Here is an 18,120-nt window from a genome sequence, read left to right as displayed (position 1 = left end):
GGCCCGGAGCGCGCGCCGCGCGCTCCGGGCCTCACTGCAGGTCTGTGATCGTCAACTCTGTGTTCGTCAACGGGATACCGCCGGAGAATCCGGAAAAACGTCTGCGCGTAATCGCGCGCTCACCCCGCGAAGCTGCGGGCGAGAACGGCGACCGCGACCAATGCCACCAGCAGGGCGAGCAATGCCGCCGGGGTGATTGCGCCGAGGATGCCTTCCTGCTGCTGCAGCCGCTCACGGCTGGCCCGGCAGACCGGACAACGGCCCTCGTTGACGGGGGCCGCGCAGTTGGCGCACACCAGTCGGTCGCATGTCATGCGATTTCCTTCCTTCGGTATGTCCAACGCGCGGGACGGCCACGCGGTTCCCCTTACCACTCTGCCAGCTTTTCCGCCGTCCGGCGCGTCCGCTCCGGTGAAGCCCCCTACGGCGGTGCTCCGGGGCCCGCCGAGTCGGTCAGAAACGTGACAACTCACGCCGAACCCGGATGCCGACTGCGCGTGCACCGGTGGTTCGCGTATGGTCACGCACACCGACGGAGCCGCGAACGCGGCGTTCCGTGCCGCTCTCTCCCCAGGTCGCAGCGTGGTGCACTCGTGATCCGATTCGACAACGTCTCCAAGTCCTACCCGAAGCAGAACCGTCCGGCGCTCCGCGACGTCTCGCTCGAGATCGAGAAAGGCGAGTTCGTCTTCCTGGTCGGGTCCTCGGGTTCCGGAAAATCCACTTTTCTGCGGCTTCTGCTGCGGGAGGAGCGGGCCAGCCACGGCCAGGTCCATGTGCTCGGCAAGGACCTCTCCCGGCTCTCCAACTGGAAAGTGCCGCAGATGCGCCGCCAGTTGGGCACCGTCTTCCAGGACTTCCGGCTCCTGCCCAACAAGACCGTCAGCCAGAACGTCGCGTTCGCCCTGGAGGTGATCGGCAAGCCGCGCGGCGAGATCCGCAAGGCCGTGCCGCAGGTGCTGGAACTGGTCGGGCTGGGCGGCAAGGAGGAGCGGATGCCCGGCGAGCTCTCCGGCGGTGAGCAGCAGCGCGTCGCCATCGCCCGGGCGTTCGTCAACCGTCCGCTGCTGCTGATCGCCGACGAGCCGACCGGCAACCTCGACCCGCAGACCTCCGTCGGCATCATGAAGCTGCTGGACCGGATCAACCGGACCGGCACCACGGTGATCATGGCCACCCACGACCAGCAGATCGTCGACCAGATGCGCAAGCGCGTCATCGAGCTGGAGCAGGGCCGTCTCGTGCGCGACCAGTCGCGCGGCGTCTACGGCTACCAGCACTGATCGGCTCTGCACGGCACTGAAAGGGACTGAGAAGACGCCATGCGCGCCCAGTTCGTCCTGTCGGAGATCGGTGTCGGTCTCCGCCGCAATCTCACGATGACCTTCGCGGTGATCGTCTCCGTCGCCCTCTCGCTCGCCCTGTTCGGCGGTTCCCTGCTCATGCGCGAGCAGGTCAGCACGATGAAGGGCTACTGGTACGACAAGGTCAACGTCTCGATCTTCCTCTGCAACAAGAACGACGTCGAGTCGCAGCCCGCCTGCGCCAAGGGCGCCGTCACCGACGACCAGAAGAAGCAGATCAAGGCCGACCTGGAGAAGATGCCGGTCGTCCAGAACGTCCAGTTCGAGACGGCGGACGAGGCCTACAAGCACTACAAGGAGCAGTTCGGGAAATCCTCCCCGATCGCCGGTTCGCTGACCCCGGACCAGATGCAGGAATCCTTCCGCGTCAAGCTCAAGGACCCGTCCAAATACGCGGTCATCTCCAGTGCGTTCTCGCAGCGGCCGGGTGTGCAGGAGGTGCAGGACCAGAAGACCCTGCTGGAAAACCTCTTCAATCTCCTCAACGGCATGAACTTCGCGGCGCTCGGCGTGATGGGCCTGATGCTCGTCGTCGCGCTGATGCTGATCGTCAACACGGTCCGGGTCTCCGCGTTCAGCCGCCGCCGGGAGACCGGGATCATGCGGCTGGTCGGTGCGTCCAGCTTCTACATCCAGATTCCGTTCATCATGGAGGCCGCCTTCGCCGGGCTGCTGGGCGCCGGCTTCGCGTGCGTGCTGCTCGTCTGCGGCCAGGAGTTCCTGGTGAACAACTGGCTCGCGCACCACATCGACGTGATCCAGTTCATCGGCTGGGACGCGGTTCTGGCCAAGCTTCCGCTGGTGTTGGCCATCGGTCTGCTCATGCCGGCGCTCGCGGCGTTCGTCGCGCTCCGCAAGTACCTCAAGGTGTAACGCGCGCCGGACGATCGCCACGGGCGCCGTACGGTCAACTCCCCGTACGGCGCCCTTCGGTGTCCTAGACTCCCGCTCATGCCCGGGCCGACGATGTTCGTACCGCAGCGCCGCGCCGGCCGCGCGGCGGCACTGACCCTCGTCTTCGTGGGAGTGCTCGCGACGGGCGCCGCCGCCGGCTCCTGGGCGACGGGCCCGCACGACGCCCGTATCCCGGCCCGCCACCGCGAGGCCTCCGCCGGCGATGCCGATCACCCTCCCCCACACGCGGCCCGCGGCGGGCCCGTCGACGACCGGGCGGTCGAGGCCGCCGCCCAACAGGCCGTCGAGGACGGCAAGTCCGGCTCCGCGGCGGCCTCCGAGGTGGTCAGCCGCAGCGGCGACCGCTGGAGCTCGGTCTACACGGCCGCCGAGTACGAGGGTCTCGAACGCGCCCTGGACGGCGCCTACGTCGGCGTCGGCCTCTCCGCGCGGCGCGGCACGGGCGGCCGGATGGAGATCGAGGAGGTGCGGCCGGGCAGCCCCGCCGCGCGCGCCGGCCTCGCCCCCGGCGACCGGCTGCGCACCGTCGACGGCGACGACGTCACGGGCCGCCCGGTGACGGACGTGGTCGCCCGGCTGCGCGGCGACAAGGCCTGGGGCGCGGGGCGCCCGGGCACGCCCGTGCGCCTCGGACTGCAGCGCGGGAGCCGTGCGTGGGAGCGCACGCTGCTCCGTGAGCGTCTGCTCACCGAGAGCGTGACCGTGGACCGGCCGGACGGGCCCGGCGGCCCCCTCACCCGGATCAGGGTCGGCCCCCTGGTGAAGGGCGCCGGGGCGCGCATCCGCGACGCGGTGCAGGACGCCGGGCCGGGGGAGGGGATCCTGCTCGACCTCCGCGGCAGCCCGGGCGGGCTGGTCTCCGAGGCCGTCTCGGCCGCCTCCGCCTTCCTCGACGGCGGGGTGGTCGCCACGTACGACCTGCACGGCCGCCACTGCGTGCTGCGGGCCGAGCGCGGCGGGGACACCCGCAGGCCGCTGGTCGTCCTCGTCGACGGCGGCACCATGAGCGCCGCCGAGCTGCTGGCCGGCGCGCTCCAGGACCGCGGCCGTGCCGTCCTGGTGGGCAGCCGCACCTTCGGCAAGGGCTCCGTGCAGATGCCCAGCCGGCTGGCCGACGGCTCCGTCGCCGAGCTCACCGTCGGCCACTACCGCACCCCCGACGGGCACGCCGTCGACGGCGTCGGCATCGCGCCCGACGTGATCGCCCGGGACGACGCCGAGGAGCGGGCCCGCACAGTATTCGCTGGCCTCGGGGGCGGGTCGTAGTGCGAGAATGACAGCGCTATGGCTAAAGAGACAGGTCGCAAGCTGATCGCGCAGAACAAGAAGGCGCGGCACGACTACCACCTCCTGACCACCTACGAGTGCGGCCTGGTGCTCACCGGCACCGAGGTCAAGTCGCTGCGCCAGGGCCGTGCGTCCCTGGTCGACGGCTTCGTGCAGATCGACGGCGGCGAGGCGTGGCTGCACAACGTGCACATCCCCGAGTACAGCCAGGGGACGTGGACGAACCACAGCGCACGCCGCAAGCGGAAGCTGCTGCTGCACCGCATGGAGATCGACAAGCTCCAGTCCAAGACGCAGGAGACGGGGCACACGATCGTGCCGCTGTCGCTGTACTTCAAGGACGGCCGGGCCAAGGTCGAGATCGCGCTGGCGAAGGGCAAGAAGGAGTACGACAAGCGGCAGACGCTCCGCGAGAAGCAGGACCGGCGCGAGTCGGACCGTGCGATCGCGGCGGCGAAGCGGCGCCAGCGGGCGCGCGCGGCGTAGCACTCCGCTCCGCGGGAATTCGCTGGCACCGCCGGGCCCCGGTCACGTACGATGGGCCTCGCACACCCGCTGCGGCGAGTGAGCACCTTGAAAACACAACATGGGGATGATCGGTTTCGACAGCGGATGTCGAAGCAGGGGAAGCGAGCCGAGGAAGCGGCAATGATCTCGTAAACCATATGTCGCAACCAATAATCGCCAACACCAAGCGCGATTCCTTCGCCCTCGCTGCCTAAGTAGCGACTTGCGAAGTGTCAGCCCGGGGCTGTTCCCGACCCGGATCCTGGCATCAGCTAGGGAACTAAACCGCTAGGCCCGGTCACGGGGCCGAGCGGGAAACCAAACAGTGACTGAGCCCGTCGGAGACTTGTCCGTGTGATCTCCGGGGCTGAGAAAATCGCAGCGGACTGCGCTCGGAGAAGCCCTGATTCTGCACCGTTGGACGCGGGTTCGATTCCCGCCATCTCCACTCATCCCATGTGGGCAAAGGCCTCGTCACCGATACCGGTGGCGGGGCCTTCGTCGTCCCCCGGACCGTGCAACCTCCGGCCCCTCCAGGCCCTCTTAACAGAACGACAAGGGGGTGTCGCCGTGAACCGTACGCGCACGGCAGTGGTCGTCCTGGGTGCTGCGGGAGCGCTGTGGCTCGGTGCCTCCCCCGCGGCCTGGGCCGGGGACGGGCCCGGCGGGGTGCACCTGCTCCTCAACAGCGGCTTCGACAACCGCCCCGGCGAACTGATCGACATCGATGTCCAGGGCGTCCGCGCCCACGGCGACGTCACGGTGACCTCACCCGTCTTCCCGCAGCGCGTGCGCCTCAGCCCGTACCGCCACCACGGCGAGCGCGGCCACCATGCGCGCCCCGCCGTCGCGACGACCGTCCGGCCCGGCTCGTACCCGCTGCGCGTGCACGCGGGCGGCAAGGTCGTCGCCGAGGAGAACGTCGAGGTCAAGGCGGCTCGGCGGCCGGTCTTCCAAGTGGCCTCCGAGGGCGAGGTGCTGCGCCCCGGCGAGCGGCAGGGCATCTCGTACGACGACCTCTGGCCCGGCGAGACGGGCGACGTCTTCACCGCCTCCTCGCCCGCCTTCCGGGCGCCGGTCCGGCTCGTCCACGACCCGGAGAGCAGCGACTGGAACAACCCGCGGATGTTCACGGCCCTGGTGACGCTGCCGGCCACGGTCAAGGACGGTACGTACAAGGTCACGCTGGCCGACGCCCGCGGCCGCACCGTCGACGAGAAGTCGCTGGAGGTACGGGCCGCCCGCCCCGGCGACCGCGACTACGTCGGCCGGGCGCGCGGCCCCGCCTTCTTCGCCCCCACCGCCCACCCCGGCGACGCCCGCACGGGCGCCCACCGGGCGACGCCCGGCGGCACCGTCAACGTGCTGTGGCGCGACGCGTCCCCCGATCCGGGCGAGGAGGACCGCCTGACGGCGACGTCCCCGGCCTTCGAGCAGCCGGTGCCGCTGCGCCGCGACGACAGCAAGGCCGGGGACGGGGACGATCCCCGCTACTTCGGCCCGGCCCGGCTGCGGGACGACCTGGTGAGCGGCCGCTATCCCGTGACGGTCATAAGCCATCACGGCCGCGTGAAACGGACCGGCCACCTGCTCGTCGCCGGGATCGAACGGCGCGCGGTGGAAAGCGGCTTCGACGACACGGCTGTGGTCGCCGGGGCAAGTGCAGGCGGACTGGCGGGTGTTGCGGCAGTGGTGGGCGTGGTGCTGATGAGGCGACGCCGGGCGGCGCGCCCCTAGCCCTTCCGCCCTAGCCTTTCCGCGCTAGCCCTTCGACCGCTCCTTCAGCCGCTCCTTCAACTGCTCCTGATAAAGGCTGTCCGGCAGGACGTGCGTGCCGGACGACTGGAACTCACCGGCCTGATGGCCGGGGGCCGGCCGGGCCTGCTTGCCGGTGCAGCCGAAGGCCCAGTTGTGGGCGGTCGGCGGGTTCTCCACCTCGTACGTGCCCACCGCGCAGTTCCACGCCACGTCGTTGGCGCCGGCCCAGCCCTGGCCGCTGCCCATCCACTGGCGGTCGTGGAGGGAGAGCTTGCCGGACGCGGCCATGGTGACCTTGTCGTAGAGCGTGCCGGTGGCCCACCGCTGGTGCGGTCCCGCGTCGAGCAGGCGGGAACCGGTGTTCTGCGCCGAACAGTTGGTGATCACGTTGGGGCCCGGGATGCGTGCCTGGGTCGCCCAGGCGTGCTGATTGGTGCCGGTCACCCGGCAGTCACGGATCAGCGTCTGCTGGCCGCTGAGCGTGTACGCGACCGGCTGCGCGTGGATGTCCGCAGGGACGGAGGCGTCCAGCGACCGGGTGTCCACGATGCTGTCGCGCAGCGCACCGGTCCCGAAGGCGAACGCCGAGCCGAAACGATTCGCCGTGACCGAGCGCACCCAGGAGTCCTCGGCGGCGTCCACGCTGACCAGTGCGGAGGCGAAGTAGCCGCTGTCGTGCCAGGACGGGTCGGACTCGAACGCCTTGCCGTTGCCGGAGAGGCTCTCGACACCGGCCTCGCTGATCCGGCCGGGGAAGGTGTACTTCCACACGGACGCGTGGGTGTACTGCTTCTCCAGCGCCTGGGGGAGCGGCACGTCGAGGGTGAGGGCGTCGCCGCTGACGCGCGTGACCGTCCGCTCGAACTCGTGCCCTGCGCTCGGCTTCCACGGGCCGCTGGGCGTGCCCCCGGGACGCGGCGGAATGCGGTCCATGCCGATGGCGTGGATCCAGTTCTGCTCGATGGGCCGCTGGACGACGATGCGGTCGCCGCGCGCGAAGTGCGCGGCGGCACCGGCGACATGGACGGTGCCGGCGCCGACGGGCACGTAGGAGTCGGTGACGGGGTAGGCGCCGCCGCTCTGGGTGATCGTCCCGGAGCCGCCGACCGAGACGAGCGTGTGCGGCTTGCCGGTCCCGGTGAGCACGGTGCCCTCGCCCGCGCCGCGCAGGACGACGCCGGACCGGTCCACCTTGACGGTGCCGCCGAGCCGGTACGTCCCCGCCGTGAGCAGCACCGCACGCCGCGCGGCCACCTGTGGAGCGTCGGCGAACCGACCGCCGCGGCCGGGCTCACCCTCCGTGCGGCTCACCAACTGAACGGAAACGTCCGAGAGTTCACCGGACCGCGGGGCGTCGACGCGCTGCTCGGCCGCCATCTCCCGGTGACCGACCCGGTCGCCTGGGCCTTCCGCTGGACGCTCGACGAGCCGCCGCTCCATCCGGCGGAGGAGCGGGTGACCGAGCTGGACGAGGCGCACCACGGCGAAATGCTCGCCTTCCTCAGCGAGCACAGCCCGGCCCACTCGACCGGGCCCGGCTCCTCGGACGTCGGTCTCTGGGCGGGGATCCGTGACGCGGACGGGCGGCTGGTGGCGTGCGGTGCCATGAGCAGTCTGCGGGACAGCGGCGCGCCGCTGATGGCGTCCGTCGCGACCGACGCGACCCAGCGCGGCCAGGGGCTCGGCGCGGCACTCACCTCGTGGCTGACCCGGTACGCCGTCCGCCGGTACGGCTTCTGCACGCTGTGGCAGCTTGCCGACAACACCCCTGCGGACCGGCTCTACACCCGCCTCGGCTACCGCGACGAGGACCCCTGCGTGGCCGCGCGGATCAGCACCCACTGACCGGCAGTCGGCGGGGGAACGGGGCTGGCGGGCACGCCCGCCAACCCCGCTCCGGAGTCCTGCAGTGCGTGATCGCGCCCCAAAGGGGCGCGGGGAACTGCGCGAACAGCCACGACGAGCCCGCAGTTGACACACTGCACTTCCCGAGGAGCGCTCAGCTGGACGGGCCCTCGCAGGAGACGGACGAGGCGGTGTTGTCCTCGTCGGGCCCGAGCTCGGCCCGTTGCCCCGGCTTCAGCTCGTGCCCCGTGCCCTTGAAGTCGTTGTCCGTGAACCAGGTGCAGCGGACCTGGGTGTCGTTCACCCAGGACGACATCGTGTTGTCGAAGCCGAAGTCGCCGAGGCGCGAGACCTTCGCGCCCTCCTCCAGGGCGACGCCGCCGCCCTTGAAGCCGTGGTCACCGAACATGCAGAGGCGGTGCTGTCCCGCATCGGGTTCGCAGTTGGTCCCCTCGAAGCGGTGCACGTGGTGCAGTGCCGTCGCGGTGGCCGGGGGAGCGGCGACGGCCGCGGCCAGCAGAGCGGTGGCGGTGACGACGAGGGCGGTCAACCTCATGCGCATGCAGTCTCCTAGAGATCAGCAGAGTGGATCGACTGGTCCGACTGTTCTACTGCCGCCGGACCCGGCCTCCGCCCATGGCCGAGCCAAACCATCATTTCGGGTAGGAATAAGGTGCAAATCCGGCCGCCCCTGGCGTCGTTCGGGGGCGCAGGCCACCCGGTGGCCTCATTCGAAAGAGGCGTTGGCTGCACAGACGTTCCGGTTCACACCGGGCATCCCTCGCCAATACGTTATGGCCGTTTCTTTCCTGGTATTTGCATGGGAGGCACCCTGTGTCCGCGCCCCGCACCTTCGTCGCTCTCGCCGCGGCGGCCGCCGCCGTGGCCGCTGTCGCTGTGACCGCAGGCACCGGGAAGGCGGCACCCCCGCCGCCCCTCGCCGCGCACGGCGGCTCGGACTTCGCCCAGCTGTCCTCCGGCATCGACCAGGAGCAGAACGGCAACGTGAAGTCCGTGCAGTTCGAGCACGTGGACGGCATCCACGGCCTCACGGCCGGCCGGGACTCGGTCACCGTGGAGCACGACGGTATGTACATGGTCGTCGTCGCCCCGCAGGTCTTCACCGAGGAAGGCGGCGTCCAGCGCGGCAAGGACCCGACGCGGGGCTGCGCGGACACGTGGTTCAACGTCAACGACCAGGACGTCCCCAACAGCAGCGTCCGCCTGTGTCAGGCCGCTGCGCACAGCACGCACGTGGTCGTGGCCCAGACCGTCACCCCGCTCAAGGCGGGGGATGTCCTGCGGGTCAAGTCCAAGGGCGATGACGTCAAGTTCGACGCGACCCAGCCGAGCGAGGGGCCGCTGATCCCGAGCGTGATCCTGAGCGTTGCCCGGGTCTCCTAGAGGGAGTTGGTGAACGCCGCCCAGGCGGCGGGGGTGAGGGCCAGGTTCGGGCCGTCCGGGACCACCTTGGAGTCCCGGACGAGGACCGTGGCGGGGGAGAACGCTACTTCGACGCAGACGTGGTTCTCCTCGTCACTGTAACTCGACTTGAACCAGCGCGATCTGTTCATGTCTCTCCCAGCAAGCGGTCCACCAGGGCCTTGGATGACTTCGCGTTGAGGGCCTGTGTACGCAGCATTCCATACTTTTGTGCGAGGATGCTCACCTCCTCGGGATCGGCAATGAGTTGGCTGCTGCGCTGGGCACCGGTGTACGCCAGATGCTGGTGATCAGGGGTTTCCAGCAGGACGAACGGTCCGCTGAGTCCGGCATGGCACTCGCAGTCGAGCTCCAAGATCTGGATGGACACTCCGGGTAGGTCTGCACAGGAGCGTAGGTGGCGGATCTGTTCGTTCATGACTGCGTATCCGCCGATCCGGCTCATCAGGACAGCCTCGTTGATGACAAAGCTGGCTGTGATGGGTGCATTGCGGTGGAGCACGACTTGACGCTCCAAGCGAGCGGTCACCCTTCGCTCGATCTCATCCACCGTGAGGGCAGGCACGGCGGTACGGAAGACAGCGCGAGCGTAGGCCTCTGTCTGGAGCAGGCCGGGGATGAGTACGTTCTCGTATGACGAGAGTGCGATGGCTTCCTGCTCGTGAAGCATGAACTCCTGTACGCGCACTGGGAACTTCTCCTGGACCAGCACGTGTCGTGCCGCGACGATCAGTACGCCGCCGGCGTTGAGGATGCGATCCAGCTTCTCGGCCAAGTCCGGCAACAGGGACCGTCGTCCCTGCTCAATGGAGGCGATCGTCTCCTCGTGAACGCACAGCAGCTTTGCGAGCTCGGGCTGTGTCAGCGCTGCATTCTTGCGGAGCTGCGCAAGTACCTCACCTACGAGGCCCTTGGACGAGGTCTGCTGCTTCTTAGCGTTCTTGCGGTTCTGCACGAAAGTGCCCCCAAGGCCAACCGTACTCACGGATACGTACGCCCCCACTCGCTGGCCCACCCTAGTAACCCCCTGCAACCGTTGCGGTATGAACGAGCAACCCGAACTCCCCCTCTTCCGCAAGAGGTTCTACCGCCGCACCATGCGGGCCATCGCCCCCGCACGGGAGTTCGCCAGGGAAACCCTCAAACGATGGGAAATCGAAAACCGCTCCCGTGAGATCACCCTCTGCGTCAGCGAGCTCACCACCAACGCCCTCCGGCACGGCGTCCCGCAGGGGCGCGGTTTCCTCGTCCACCTGTGGCTGCTGGAGAACCGCACGTTCCGCGTCGAGGTGCACGACAGCGGCGCGGGGTGCCCCCGCATCCTCCCGCCGGAGGCCATGGCCGACGGCGGTCGTGGGCTCCGTATCGTCGACACCCTCGCCGACAAGTGGGGCGTCGGCGAGCGCGACCCCGGCAAGGTGGTGTGGTGCGAATTCGCGGTGGGCTATCCGCATAACCTCGCTATGAATTCTTCCCAGGCGGGGTCCGGGAATGCGAGCTCCGGACTTTCGGGAGAGTTCGAGTCGCGCACTCGTACGGCCCAGCCTGCAAAAGCAACTTCCAGACAGTTTCCCCCGGTTGTCGAAAAACTGCTCCTCCGCCACCGTGAACGAGAGTCCTGATCGCCCATGCGGGTCCCCTCCCCGGATCGGTCGGCCAAGGGGCGGTATTCCCTCCCGGGTGCCGTTTGTACCAACGGTTCCGGCCTCCGGGTCCATCCCCTAGCCTGGTTCGAGGGGCGTACCCCTTCTGCCGGAGGAGGCGCCATGGCTCCAGCCCGTCCGCCCCGGAGTGCCAAGGCTGTGTTGTGGACCGCATACGTCCTGGCCGCAGGCGTCGCGGCAGCGGGGGCGGGACAGCTCGCGGCCTCCGCAGCCGGCGGCAACGTGCTTTTCCACGTGGTGACTTCGGTGCTGGTGATGCTTGCAGCAGGGTGGGCCGCACCGGCTCTGATCAGTCGGCTGGCTTGTCTGTTTCCTCCTCGTGACGCGTCGGGCTGACCCTGCGCGGGGTGCGCAACCACAGGTAGCGCACCCCGGAGACGGTTCCCACGCCGCCGCACAGCGCTGCGGCCTCCAGCCAGCCGGAGGGGTGGGACGACAGCCAGAACCAGACTGTCAGCAGCGCTGCCACGACGACGGCGACGAAGATCGCGGCACAGAGCATGGTGATGTTGACGAGGAGGATGAGATTGCGTGTCCGGCGTGAGTCGGACACGACGCTGCGCAGGACCTCCCTGACGATGTCCCAGAGGGCCCACAGTCCCGATGCGCGTTCCCGGCCGGTCCCGTCGTCATGGTCGGTCATGATGCCGCAACTCATCGGTATGCGCCCGGCTGGCTATGCTTTTCACGAATCGCTCCGATATCAACCCGCTTGTGACCGGTCGCCACGACGGTGGGGACTGTTTCGGCTACGTCTCGCCCTCCATCCCGTCCGACGAGGAGACCGTCGCCGGTTCGCTCATCTCCTGGATCACGCGGTCCAGCATGCGGGGGAGGTCCTCTCGCGGTACGAGCCGTTCCAGTTCCCAGAACCGCTCCAGGAACTGGGTCGTCTTGTCGGTTTCGTCGCTGAAAATGGGTTCCCCGAGAGGGTTGTTCTCCAGATAGAGGATGTCGTCCATCTCCGCGTCGAATTCGAGGAGGACGAAGGGACCGCGCAGGCCCGCGTGGGCGCCGAGGGCGAACGGCAGGACCTGGATGGAGATGCCGGGCCGGGATGCAAGGTCCTTGAGGTGCTGCAACTGCGCCGTCATCACCCTGGGGCCGCCGATCCAGCGGCGGACCGCCGCCTCGTCGAGGACGTAGAAGAGCTCGGGCCGTTCCACGCGCTCCAGCAGCTCCTGTCGCTGCTGCCGTGCTTCCACGAGCCGGTCGAGCTGGGTCCCGACGATGTCCGGCGCGTAGGACACGGCCAGAGCCCGCATGTATTCCTCGGTCTGGAGCATGCCGGGAATGAGCAGCGGTTCGAAGGAGCGGACGATGGACGCCGCCATCTCGTACTCGAGAAGGTCCATGGTCGGCTTGTCGAACAGGCCGCGGTATTCCCGGTACGGCATCTTCCTGCTGGCACGGGCCAGTTCGAGGATGTAGTCGATCTTGTCCTGGCCGGTCACGCCGTAGGCGGTGAGCAGCGCCAGCAGGTCGTTCCGGGAAACGCCCACCTGACCGGCTTCGATCCGGATGAGCTTGGAGGGGCTCCAGTCCATCCGCGCAGCCACTTCCAGCTGTGTGAGGCCGGCTTTGGTGCGGGCCTTCTTGAGCTCTGTGCGCAGTTGTCGCCGCTGTACCACGGCTCCCGGAGTAGCCACGATCTCTGGTCCTTCCCGACGGCCAGGTCCTCAACAGCCCCTGGCAATCTGCAAGTTAGCAGTCTGGTGGGTGGTCTTCAGTGCCTGTGCCGGCGGTGTGAGAGACGATTTGCCACCTGGCAAAGGGCTGGCGCGCCGACTGCTCGCCAGCGGGCCGGTACCTCTTTAATGGAGCGAAGTCGATCAATGCCAGGGCGCCACGGCCCGGCGATCTCGAACGGCGTAGCGTCGCCCCAGCTCAGCAGCGTGATCCCGGACGGCGGGCGAGTGGATCCCAAGATCCGACAATCACCCGCCGCTTGCGCAACGGACCCCGTGCACGGTATGCGGCGGACCGCCCCGCCAACTCGGCGCCTGCGCAGCCAATTTGCCCCCAACAGCGGGCGTACCCGTACGCCACCCCCCGCACCGCCCCTCCGTCAACCGCCCGGCGCCCACCCGGCGTACGGGCGTAGGCATCCCGAAGCCCTTCCGGGCGCGCGCCCGACCCGGCACCCTGGGGGCGGCGGGGGGAGCCTCTCCCAACAGGAAAAGGTGTGACGCGCATGGCGGCGGCGACGGCCTACGCGCTGCGGTTCGACTCCGGGCGGCTCTGCCTCGATCTGGTGGCCACGGTCGACGGGCGGCGCGGCGAGGAGCCGGTGGACCGGCTCGATACGCCCGAGCGGTTGAGGGCATGGCTGCGGGGTGCCGGGATCGTGCCCCCGGGCACCCCGCTCGGCGCCGTGGACGCGGGCTGGGTCGCGCGGTTCCGTGCGGCGCGCGACCTGCTGCACCGCGTGGTGCACGCCGAGGTCGACGGGCGGGCCGCCGACCCCGACCTGGAGCGGGTCAACGCGCTGGCCGCCACCGCGCCGCCCGCCCTGCAGGCGGGCCGGGGCGCCGACGGGAGGCTCGTACGGAGCCTCGCCGGCGCCCCCGACTGCGGGGCGCTCCTCGGGCAGGTCGCCCGGGACGCGGTGGACCTGCTCACCGACCCCGTCGCCCGCGGCCAGCTGCGGCGCTGCGCGGGCGAGCAGTGCTCACTGGTCTACCTGGACACCTCCCGGGGGCGCCGCAGGCGCTGGTGCTCCAGCGAGGTGTGCGGCAACCGGGAGCGGGTCGCCCGGCACCGGCGCCGGGCGGGGGCGGCCGCGGACTGAACGGATTCGGCCATCTGCCCGTACCCACGGTTGAAAGGAATCTCCGTGGGTGTTCACGCCCTCGACCCGAGGGGAACGCGTGCGCAAGGATGCGGGCGTGGCCGACAGGACGAGCCGTGACGAGGACCTGATGCGGGCTCTCTACGCGGAGCACGCGGGCCCGCTTCTCGCCTTCGTCTCGCGGCTGGTGGCCGGTGACCGCCAGCGCGCGGAGGACGTCGTCCAGGAGACGCTGCTGCGCGCCTGGCGCAATGCCGACCGGCTGCGCGGCTCGCCCTCCTCGGTCCGGCCCTGGCTGGTCACCGTGGCGCGGCGGATCGTCATCGACGGCCACCGCAGCAGGCAGGCACGCCCGCAGGAGGTCGACGCGGCGCCGCTGGACGTCATCCCGGCGGCCGACGAGATCGACCGGGCGCTGCGCCTCATGACCATTTCCGACGCGCTGGGCGATCTCTCCGAAGCCCACCGGGAGGCGTTGATCGAGACCTATTTCAGGGGAAGAACGGTGAATGAGGCCGCAGAGACGCTGGGCGTGCCCGCGGGGACCGTCAGGTCCCGGGTCTTCTACGCCCTGCGCTCGATGAAGGTCTCGCTCGAGGAACGAGGGGTGACGCCATGATCGGGCCGGCACGGCACACCGACCACACCGACGTCGGCGCCTATGCACTCGGCGTCCTCGACGCGGCGGACGCCGCGCGCTTCGAGGAGCACCTCGCCGCGTGCCCCCGGTGCGCCGCCGAGCTCGACGGTCTGATGGGTCTGACCCCGCTCCTCGCCGACTACAAGGAGTCGATGCCCCCGCACGAGGAGGCGGTGGGCGCGGCCGTGCCCCGCCCCGAGCTGCTCCCCGCGCTGCTGGAGCACGTCGCCGTGACCCGCCGCAGGCAGCGCGTGCGGCGGGTGTGCCTGGCCGGCGCGGCCTCCGCGATGATCGTCGCCGGGCCGCTGGCGGCCCTGGCCGTCACGGCGGAGGGCGAGCCGGACCACACCGGCACGAGCATGGCCCAGCAGATGTACGAGGAGGGCGACAAGTACGGGGCCGTCGACCCCGGCACCGGTGTCGACGCGACCGTCTCGCTCGCGGCCAAGCCCTGGGGCACCCGCGTCGTCCTCAAGCTCGCCAACGTCAAGGGGCCGCTGAGCTGCGACCTCGTCGCCGTCGGCAAGAACGGCCGGACGCAGACCGTCACCACCTGGGCCGTCCCGGCCTCCGGCTACGGGATCGACAAGGGCGGCGACAAGTGGGCCTCGGAGCCCCTCTACACGCACGGCGGCACGGCCTTCAACCGCGACGAGATCGCGCGCTTCGAGGTCCGTACCCTCGACGGCCGTCATCTGGCCACTGTCAACATGCAGAACGTATGACCCATCGTGGCAAACCCCTCATGTCCTGACAGGTGCGCTCAGTACCCCTGTTCGCGTACGGTTGACGGCTGCCCTACGCACAGCAGAAGGGGGCCTGGGTGGCCGCGCAGAACGCCACGGACGTGCAGGTGGCGACAGGACCGGCAAAGGAGCCGGAAGGGGTCCGCGACCGAGAGATCGGTGCAGAACAGCACCATCTGGACCGGGTGTACCGCCGTCTCGAGGAGAAGATCCGCGAGGCGGAGTTCCTCATGGACGACGCCGCCAAGCGCGGCCAGGTCGGCACGCCGGGCGCGCTCGCCGAGCGGGACGCCCAGGTGTTCCGCGCCGGGGTGCATCTCAACCGGCTGAACAACGAGTTCGAGGACTTCCTCTTCGGCCGCATCGACCTGCTCCTCGGCAAGGACGGCAAGAAGGGCCCCGACGGCGCCTACACCTCCGTCGATCCCGCCGACGACGCCGTCCGGGGCGACCGCGCCGAGATCGCCGAGACCCTGCACATCGGCCGCATCGGCGTCCTGGACTCCGACTACTCGCCGCTGGTCATCGACTGGCGGGCGCCCGCCGCCGCCCCCTTCTACCGGGCCACGCCGGTGGCGCCCGGCCGGGTCGTCCGCCGCCGCGTCATCCGCTCCAAGGGCCGCCGGGTCCTCGGCGTCGAGGACGACCTGCTGCGCCCCGAGCTGACCTCCACCCTCGACGGCGCCGCGCTGCCCGTCGTCGGCGACGGTGCGCTGATGGCCGCCCTCGGCCAGGCCCGCAGCCACTCCATGCGGGACATCGTCTCCTCCATCCAGGCCGAGCAGGACCTGGTCATCCGCGCCCCCGCCGCCTCGGTCACCGAGGTCGAGGGCGGCCCGGGCACCGGCAAGACCGCCGTCGCCCTGCACCGCGCGGCCTACCTGCTCTACCAGGACCGCCGGCGCTACGCGGGCGGCATCCTCGTGGTCTCCCCGACACCGCTGCTCGTCGCCTACACCGAGGGCGTCCTGCCGTCGCTCGGCGAGGAGGGCCAGGTCGCCATCCGCGCGGTCGGCTCCCTGGTGGACGGCGCGGAGGCCGACACGTACGACGAGCCGTCCGTCGCCCGCGTCAAGGGCTCGTCGCGCATGCTCAAGGTGCTGCGCAAGGCCGTGCGCGGCGCGCTGGAGACGCCGGACCAGCCCGGCCGGCTGCGCGTCGTCGCCTTCGGCGGCCGCATCGAGCTGGGCGCCGACGAGCTCCAGCGCATCCGGCAGACCGCCCTCGGCGGCACCGCGCCCGTCAACCTCCTGCGGCCGCGCGCCCGTCGGCTGATCCTCGACGCCCTGTGGTCGAAGGCCGGCGGCCCCCGCCGCTACACCGACCCCGAACTCGCCGCCGAGGCACGCTCCGCCTTCGACGAGGACATCACCACCGAGGACGACTTCACCGCCTTCCTCGCCGCCTGGTGGCCCGAGCTCACCCCGCGCCGCGTGCTGGCCTGCATGGCCGACGAGAAGCGGCTGTCGCGCTGGTCGCGCCGGGTGCTCAACCCGCGTGAGGTCCGGCTGACGGCCCGTTCGCTGCGCCGCCTGGACGCCACCGGCCACGGCCGGCTGTCGGTGCACGACGTGGCGCTGCTGGACGAGCTGGAGGCGCTGCTCGGCGTCCCGGCCCGGCCGAAGCCGGCCCGCGACCTGGACCCGCTGGACCAGCTCACCGGGCTGGAGGAACTGATGCCGCAGCGCTCGGAGTCGCGCCGCGAGCGGGCCGAGCGGCTGGCCCAGGAGCGCCGGGACTACGCGCACGTCATCGTCGACGAGGCGCAGGACCTGACGCCCATGCAGTGGCGCATGGTCGGCCGCCGCGGCCGTACCGCCACGTGGACGGTCGTCGGCGACCCGGCACAGTCCTCCTGGTCCGCCCCGGACGAGGCGGCCGAGGCCCGGGACGAGGCGCTGGGCACCCGCCCGCGCCGCCGCTTCGAGCTGACCGTGAACTACCGCAACCCCGCCGAGATCGCCGAACTCGCCGCAAAGGTCCTGGCGTTGGCGATGCCGGGCATGCAGGCGCCGCGGGCCGTGCGCTCGACGGGCCTGGAGCCCCGGTTCACCGTCGCCGGGCCCGAACTCGGCGCGTCCGTGCGGCGCGAGGCGCTGCACCTGCTGGCCGACGTGGACGGCACGGTCGGCGTGGTCGTCCCCATGGGTCGCCGCACCGAGGCGCGCGGGTGGCTGGCCGGGCTCGGCGACCGCGTGGTGGTGCTGGGCAGCCTGGAGGCCAAGGGCCTGGAGTACGACGCCACGCTCGTGGTCTCGCCCGCGGAGATCGCGGACGAGTCCCCGGCGGGTCTGCGCGTGCTCTACGTGGCGCTCACCCGTGCCACGCAGCGGCTGACGGTGCTCTCGGGCGAGCGCGACGACCCGGACGCGCTCGGGGTGCCGGACCTGCTGCGGGACTGAACGGGCGGTCCTCCCGCCGGGGTCCTGCCCTGAGGAATTACTTTCGGGAGAGCGTTTGTTAGCCTGGGTACGGCACCGGCTCGATCCAAGCCCCCGGGCCCAACCTTCGTCGCTTCGAGCGACCACTTGCCGCGAGGCGAGCATGGCGGGTCGGTGTCACCAGACGTTCCACAGGGCGTCCCTCGTCGTTCGAGGGGCGCCCTGATGGTTTCCGTACAGTGTTTTGCGTCTTCTTGACCGGTTACCGCCTACCGGTCAGTAGGTGCGACGATCGAACGTCGCGCCCCCGCGACGGGGAAAACGTAAAGAACAGGGAAAGCAGAGGAAAGCGGCCATGGCAACGGCGCCTAGCGTCTCGTACTCGATGACCGTCCGACTGGAGGTTCCCGCGAGCGGGACCGCCGTCAGCCAGCTCACCACGGCCGTGGAATCCTCGGGCGGTTCGGTCACCGGCCTGGACGTGACCGCCTCCGGCCACGAGAAGCTGCGCATCGACGTGACGATGGCGACGACCTCGACCGAGCACGCGGACGAGATCGTGGAGAAGCTGCGCGGCATCGAGGGCGTGGTGCTGGGCAAGGTCTCGGACCGTACGTTCCTGATGCACCTGGGCGGCAAGATCGAGATGGCGTCCAAGCACCCGATCCGCAACCGTGACGACCTGTCCATGGTCTACACCCCCGGTGTGGCCCGGGTGTGCATGGCGATCGCGGAGAACCCCGAGGACGCCCGGCGTCTGACGATCAAGCGGAACTCGG

Annotated in this window: 18 protein-coding genes, 1 other RNA gene and 3 pseudogenes; 14 read left to right on the top strand and 8 right to left on the bottom strand. The window is 70.2% G+C overall.

Translation table 11 applies throughout. The features are described from left to right. Positions 1 to 119: 119 nt before the first annotated feature. Positions 120 to 314 carry a hypothetical protein gene (locus ACLHRZ_RS29870; RefSeq protein ID WP_490421677.1) on the bottom strand — a complete coding sequence of 65 codons (195 nt, stop codon included), beginning with the start codon at positions 312 to 314 and terminating at the stop codon, positions 120 to 122. A gap of 279 nt (positions 315 to 593) precedes the next feature. Between ACLHRZ_RS29870 and ftsE the strand changes: the two genes are divergently transcribed. The 6 genes from ftsE (at position 594) to ACLHRZ_RS29840 (ending at position 5,810) form a co-directional block, all read left to right on the top strand. Then, positions 594 to 1,283: a cell division ATP-binding protein FtsE gene (gene ftsE / locus ACLHRZ_RS29865; protein WP_171087956.1), complete on the top strand. Its 690-nt coding sequence runs from the start codon at positions 594 to 596 to the stop codon at positions 1,281 to 1,283. Between the two features lie 39 nt (positions 1,284 to 1,322). Then, positions 1,323 to 2,237 carry a permease-like cell division protein FtsX gene (ftsX, locus tag ACLHRZ_RS29860; RefSeq protein WP_490421676.1) on the top strand — a complete coding sequence of 305 codons (915 nt, stop codon included), beginning with the start codon at positions 1,323 to 1,325 and terminating at the stop codon, positions 2,235 to 2,237. Positions 2,238 to 2,315: 78 nt separating this feature from the next. After that, positions 2,316 to 3,545 (top strand): S41 family peptidase, encoded by a 1,230-nt coding sequence (locus ACLHRZ_RS29855; RefSeq protein ID WP_490421675.1) that lies wholly within the window; start codon positions 2,316 to 2,318, stop codon positions 3,543 to 3,545. 18 nt (positions 3,546 to 3,563) lie between these two features. Further along, positions 3,564 to 4,052 carry an SsrA-binding protein SmpB gene (gene smpB / locus ACLHRZ_RS29850; protein WP_490421674.1) on the top strand — a complete coding sequence of 163 codons (489 nt, stop codon included), beginning with the start codon at positions 3,564 to 3,566 and terminating at the stop codon, positions 4,050 to 4,052. 102 nt (positions 4,053 to 4,154) lie between these two features. Continuing rightward, positions 4,155 to 4,524: a transfer-messenger RNA gene (gene ssrA / locus ACLHRZ_RS29845) on the top strand. Positions 4,525 to 4,643: 119 nt separating this feature from the next. Then, positions 4,644 to 5,810, top strand: coding sequence for a hypothetical protein (locus ACLHRZ_RS29840; protein ID WP_490421673.1), 1,167 nt, complete (start codon positions 4,644 to 4,646; stop codon positions 5,808 to 5,810). 24 nt (positions 5,811 to 5,834) lie between these two features. Here the strand turns inward: ACLHRZ_RS29840 and ACLHRZ_RS29835 are convergent, their stop codons facing one another. Next, the gene (locus tag ACLHRZ_RS29835) at positions 5,835 to 7,142 is read right to left on the bottom strand and encodes a hypothetical protein (RefSeq protein ID WP_490421711.1); all 1,308 of its coding nucleotides are present in this window, start codon (positions 7,140 to 7,142) and stop codon (positions 5,835 to 5,837) included. Between ACLHRZ_RS29835 and ACLHRZ_RS29830 the strand changes: the two are divergent. Continuing rightward, positions 7,077 to 7,676 (top strand): annotated as a pseudogene (locus ACLHRZ_RS29830) (GNAT family N-acetyltransferase); the annotation flags it as partial. The gene ACLHRZ_RS29835 and the pseudogene ACLHRZ_RS29830 overlap by 66 nt on opposite strands. A gap of 154 nt (positions 7,677 to 7,830) precedes the next feature. Here the strand turns inward: ACLHRZ_RS29830 and ACLHRZ_RS29825 are convergent. After that, a complete protein-coding gene (locus ACLHRZ_RS29825) occupies positions 7,831 to 8,238 on the bottom strand; it encodes a peptidase inhibitor family I36 protein (RefSeq protein WP_490421672.1) in 408 nt (135 codons plus the stop codon). A gap of 272 nt (positions 8,239 to 8,510) precedes the next feature. Here ACLHRZ_RS29825 and ACLHRZ_RS29820 point away from each other — a divergent pair, with 272 nt between their 5' ends. Then, a complete protein-coding gene (locus ACLHRZ_RS29820) occupies positions 8,511 to 9,080 on the top strand; it encodes a hypothetical protein (protein WP_490421671.1) in 570 nt (189 codons plus the stop codon). Here ACLHRZ_RS29820 and ACLHRZ_RS29815 read toward each other — a convergent pair. After that, positions 9,077 to 9,250, bottom strand: coding sequence for a DUF397 domain-containing protein (locus tag ACLHRZ_RS29815; RefSeq protein WP_490421670.1), 174 nt, complete (start codon positions 9,248 to 9,250; stop codon positions 9,077 to 9,079). The genes ACLHRZ_RS29820 and ACLHRZ_RS29815 overlap by 4 nt on opposite strands. Beyond that, positions 9,247 to 10,074 carry a helix-turn-helix domain-containing protein gene (locus ACLHRZ_RS29810; RefSeq protein WP_490421669.1) on the bottom strand — a complete coding sequence of 276 codons (828 nt, stop codon included), beginning with the start codon at positions 10,072 to 10,074 and terminating at the stop codon, positions 9,247 to 9,249. Before ACLHRZ_RS29810 ends, ACLHRZ_RS29815 begins: the two co-directional genes overlap by 4 nt. 88 nt (positions 10,075 to 10,162) lie before the next feature. Between ACLHRZ_RS29810 and ACLHRZ_RS29805 the strand changes: the two are divergent. After that, positions 10,163 to 10,534: pseudogene (locus ACLHRZ_RS29805) on the top strand (ATP-binding protein); the annotation flags it as partial. Between the two features lie 29 nt (positions 10,535 to 10,563). Here ACLHRZ_RS29805 and ACLHRZ_RS29800 read toward each other — a convergent pair. The 3 genes from ACLHRZ_RS29800 to ACLHRZ_RS29790 all read right to left on the bottom strand — a co-directional run bounded on the left by ACLHRZ_RS29800 (position 10,564) and on the right by ACLHRZ_RS29790 (position 12,432). Then, complete coding sequence (locus tag ACLHRZ_RS29800) at positions 10,564 to 10,749, bottom strand: DUF397 domain-containing protein (RefSeq protein ID WP_490421668.1); 186 nt, start codon at positions 10,747 to 10,749, stop codon at positions 10,564 to 10,566. A 323-nt stretch (positions 10,750 to 11,072) separates the two neighbouring features. Beyond that, positions 11,073 to 11,426: a hypothetical protein gene (locus tag ACLHRZ_RS29795; RefSeq protein ID WP_490421667.1), complete on the bottom strand. Its 354-nt coding sequence runs from the start codon at positions 11,424 to 11,426 to the stop codon at positions 11,073 to 11,075. Between the two features lie 106 nt (positions 11,427 to 11,532). After that, positions 11,533 to 12,432 (bottom strand): helix-turn-helix domain-containing protein, encoded by a 900-nt coding sequence (locus ACLHRZ_RS29790; protein ID WP_490421666.1) that lies wholly within the window; start codon positions 12,430 to 12,432, stop codon positions 11,533 to 11,535. A 545-nt stretch (positions 12,433 to 12,977) separates the two neighbouring features. On the opposite strand from ACLHRZ_RS29790, the gene ACLHRZ_RS29785 reads away from it, so the two are divergent. From ACLHRZ_RS29785 to ACLHRZ_RS29765, 5 genes and pseudogenes are all read left to right on the top strand, one after another. Beyond that, positions 12,978 to 13,574: a CGNR zinc finger domain-containing protein gene (locus ACLHRZ_RS29785; RefSeq protein ID WP_490421665.1), complete on the top strand. Its 597-nt coding sequence runs from the start codon at positions 12,978 to 12,980 to the stop codon at positions 13,572 to 13,574. Positions 13,575 to 13,704: 130 nt separating this feature from the next. Beyond that, positions 13,705 to 14,193, top strand: a complete 489-nt coding sequence (locus tag ACLHRZ_RS29780) for a sigma-70 family RNA polymerase sigma factor (protein WP_490421709.1) — start codon at positions 13,705 to 13,707, stop codon at positions 14,191 to 14,193. Then, a complete protein-coding gene (locus tag ACLHRZ_RS29775; RefSeq protein WP_490421664.1) occupies positions 14,190 to 14,939 on the top strand; it encodes an anti-sigma factor family protein in 750 nt (249 codons plus the stop codon). Before ACLHRZ_RS29780 ends, ACLHRZ_RS29775 begins: the two co-directional genes overlap by 4 nt. Positions 14,940 to 15,037: 98 nt before the next feature. Next, positions 15,038 to 17,362 (top strand): HelD family protein, encoded by a 2,325-nt coding sequence (locus ACLHRZ_RS29770; protein ID WP_490421663.1) that lies wholly within the window; start codon positions 15,038 to 15,040, stop codon positions 17,360 to 17,362. 334 nt (positions 17,363 to 17,696) lie between these two features. Next, positions 17,697 to 18,120: pseudogene (locus ACLHRZ_RS29765) on the top strand (ACT domain-containing protein); the annotation flags it as partial.

It is taken from the genome of Streptomyces sp. AM25 (genome assembly GCF_058146165.1).
The sequence above is the reverse complement of the archived record's forward strand: the minus strand, read 5'-3'. Positions and strand labels throughout refer to the sequence as shown.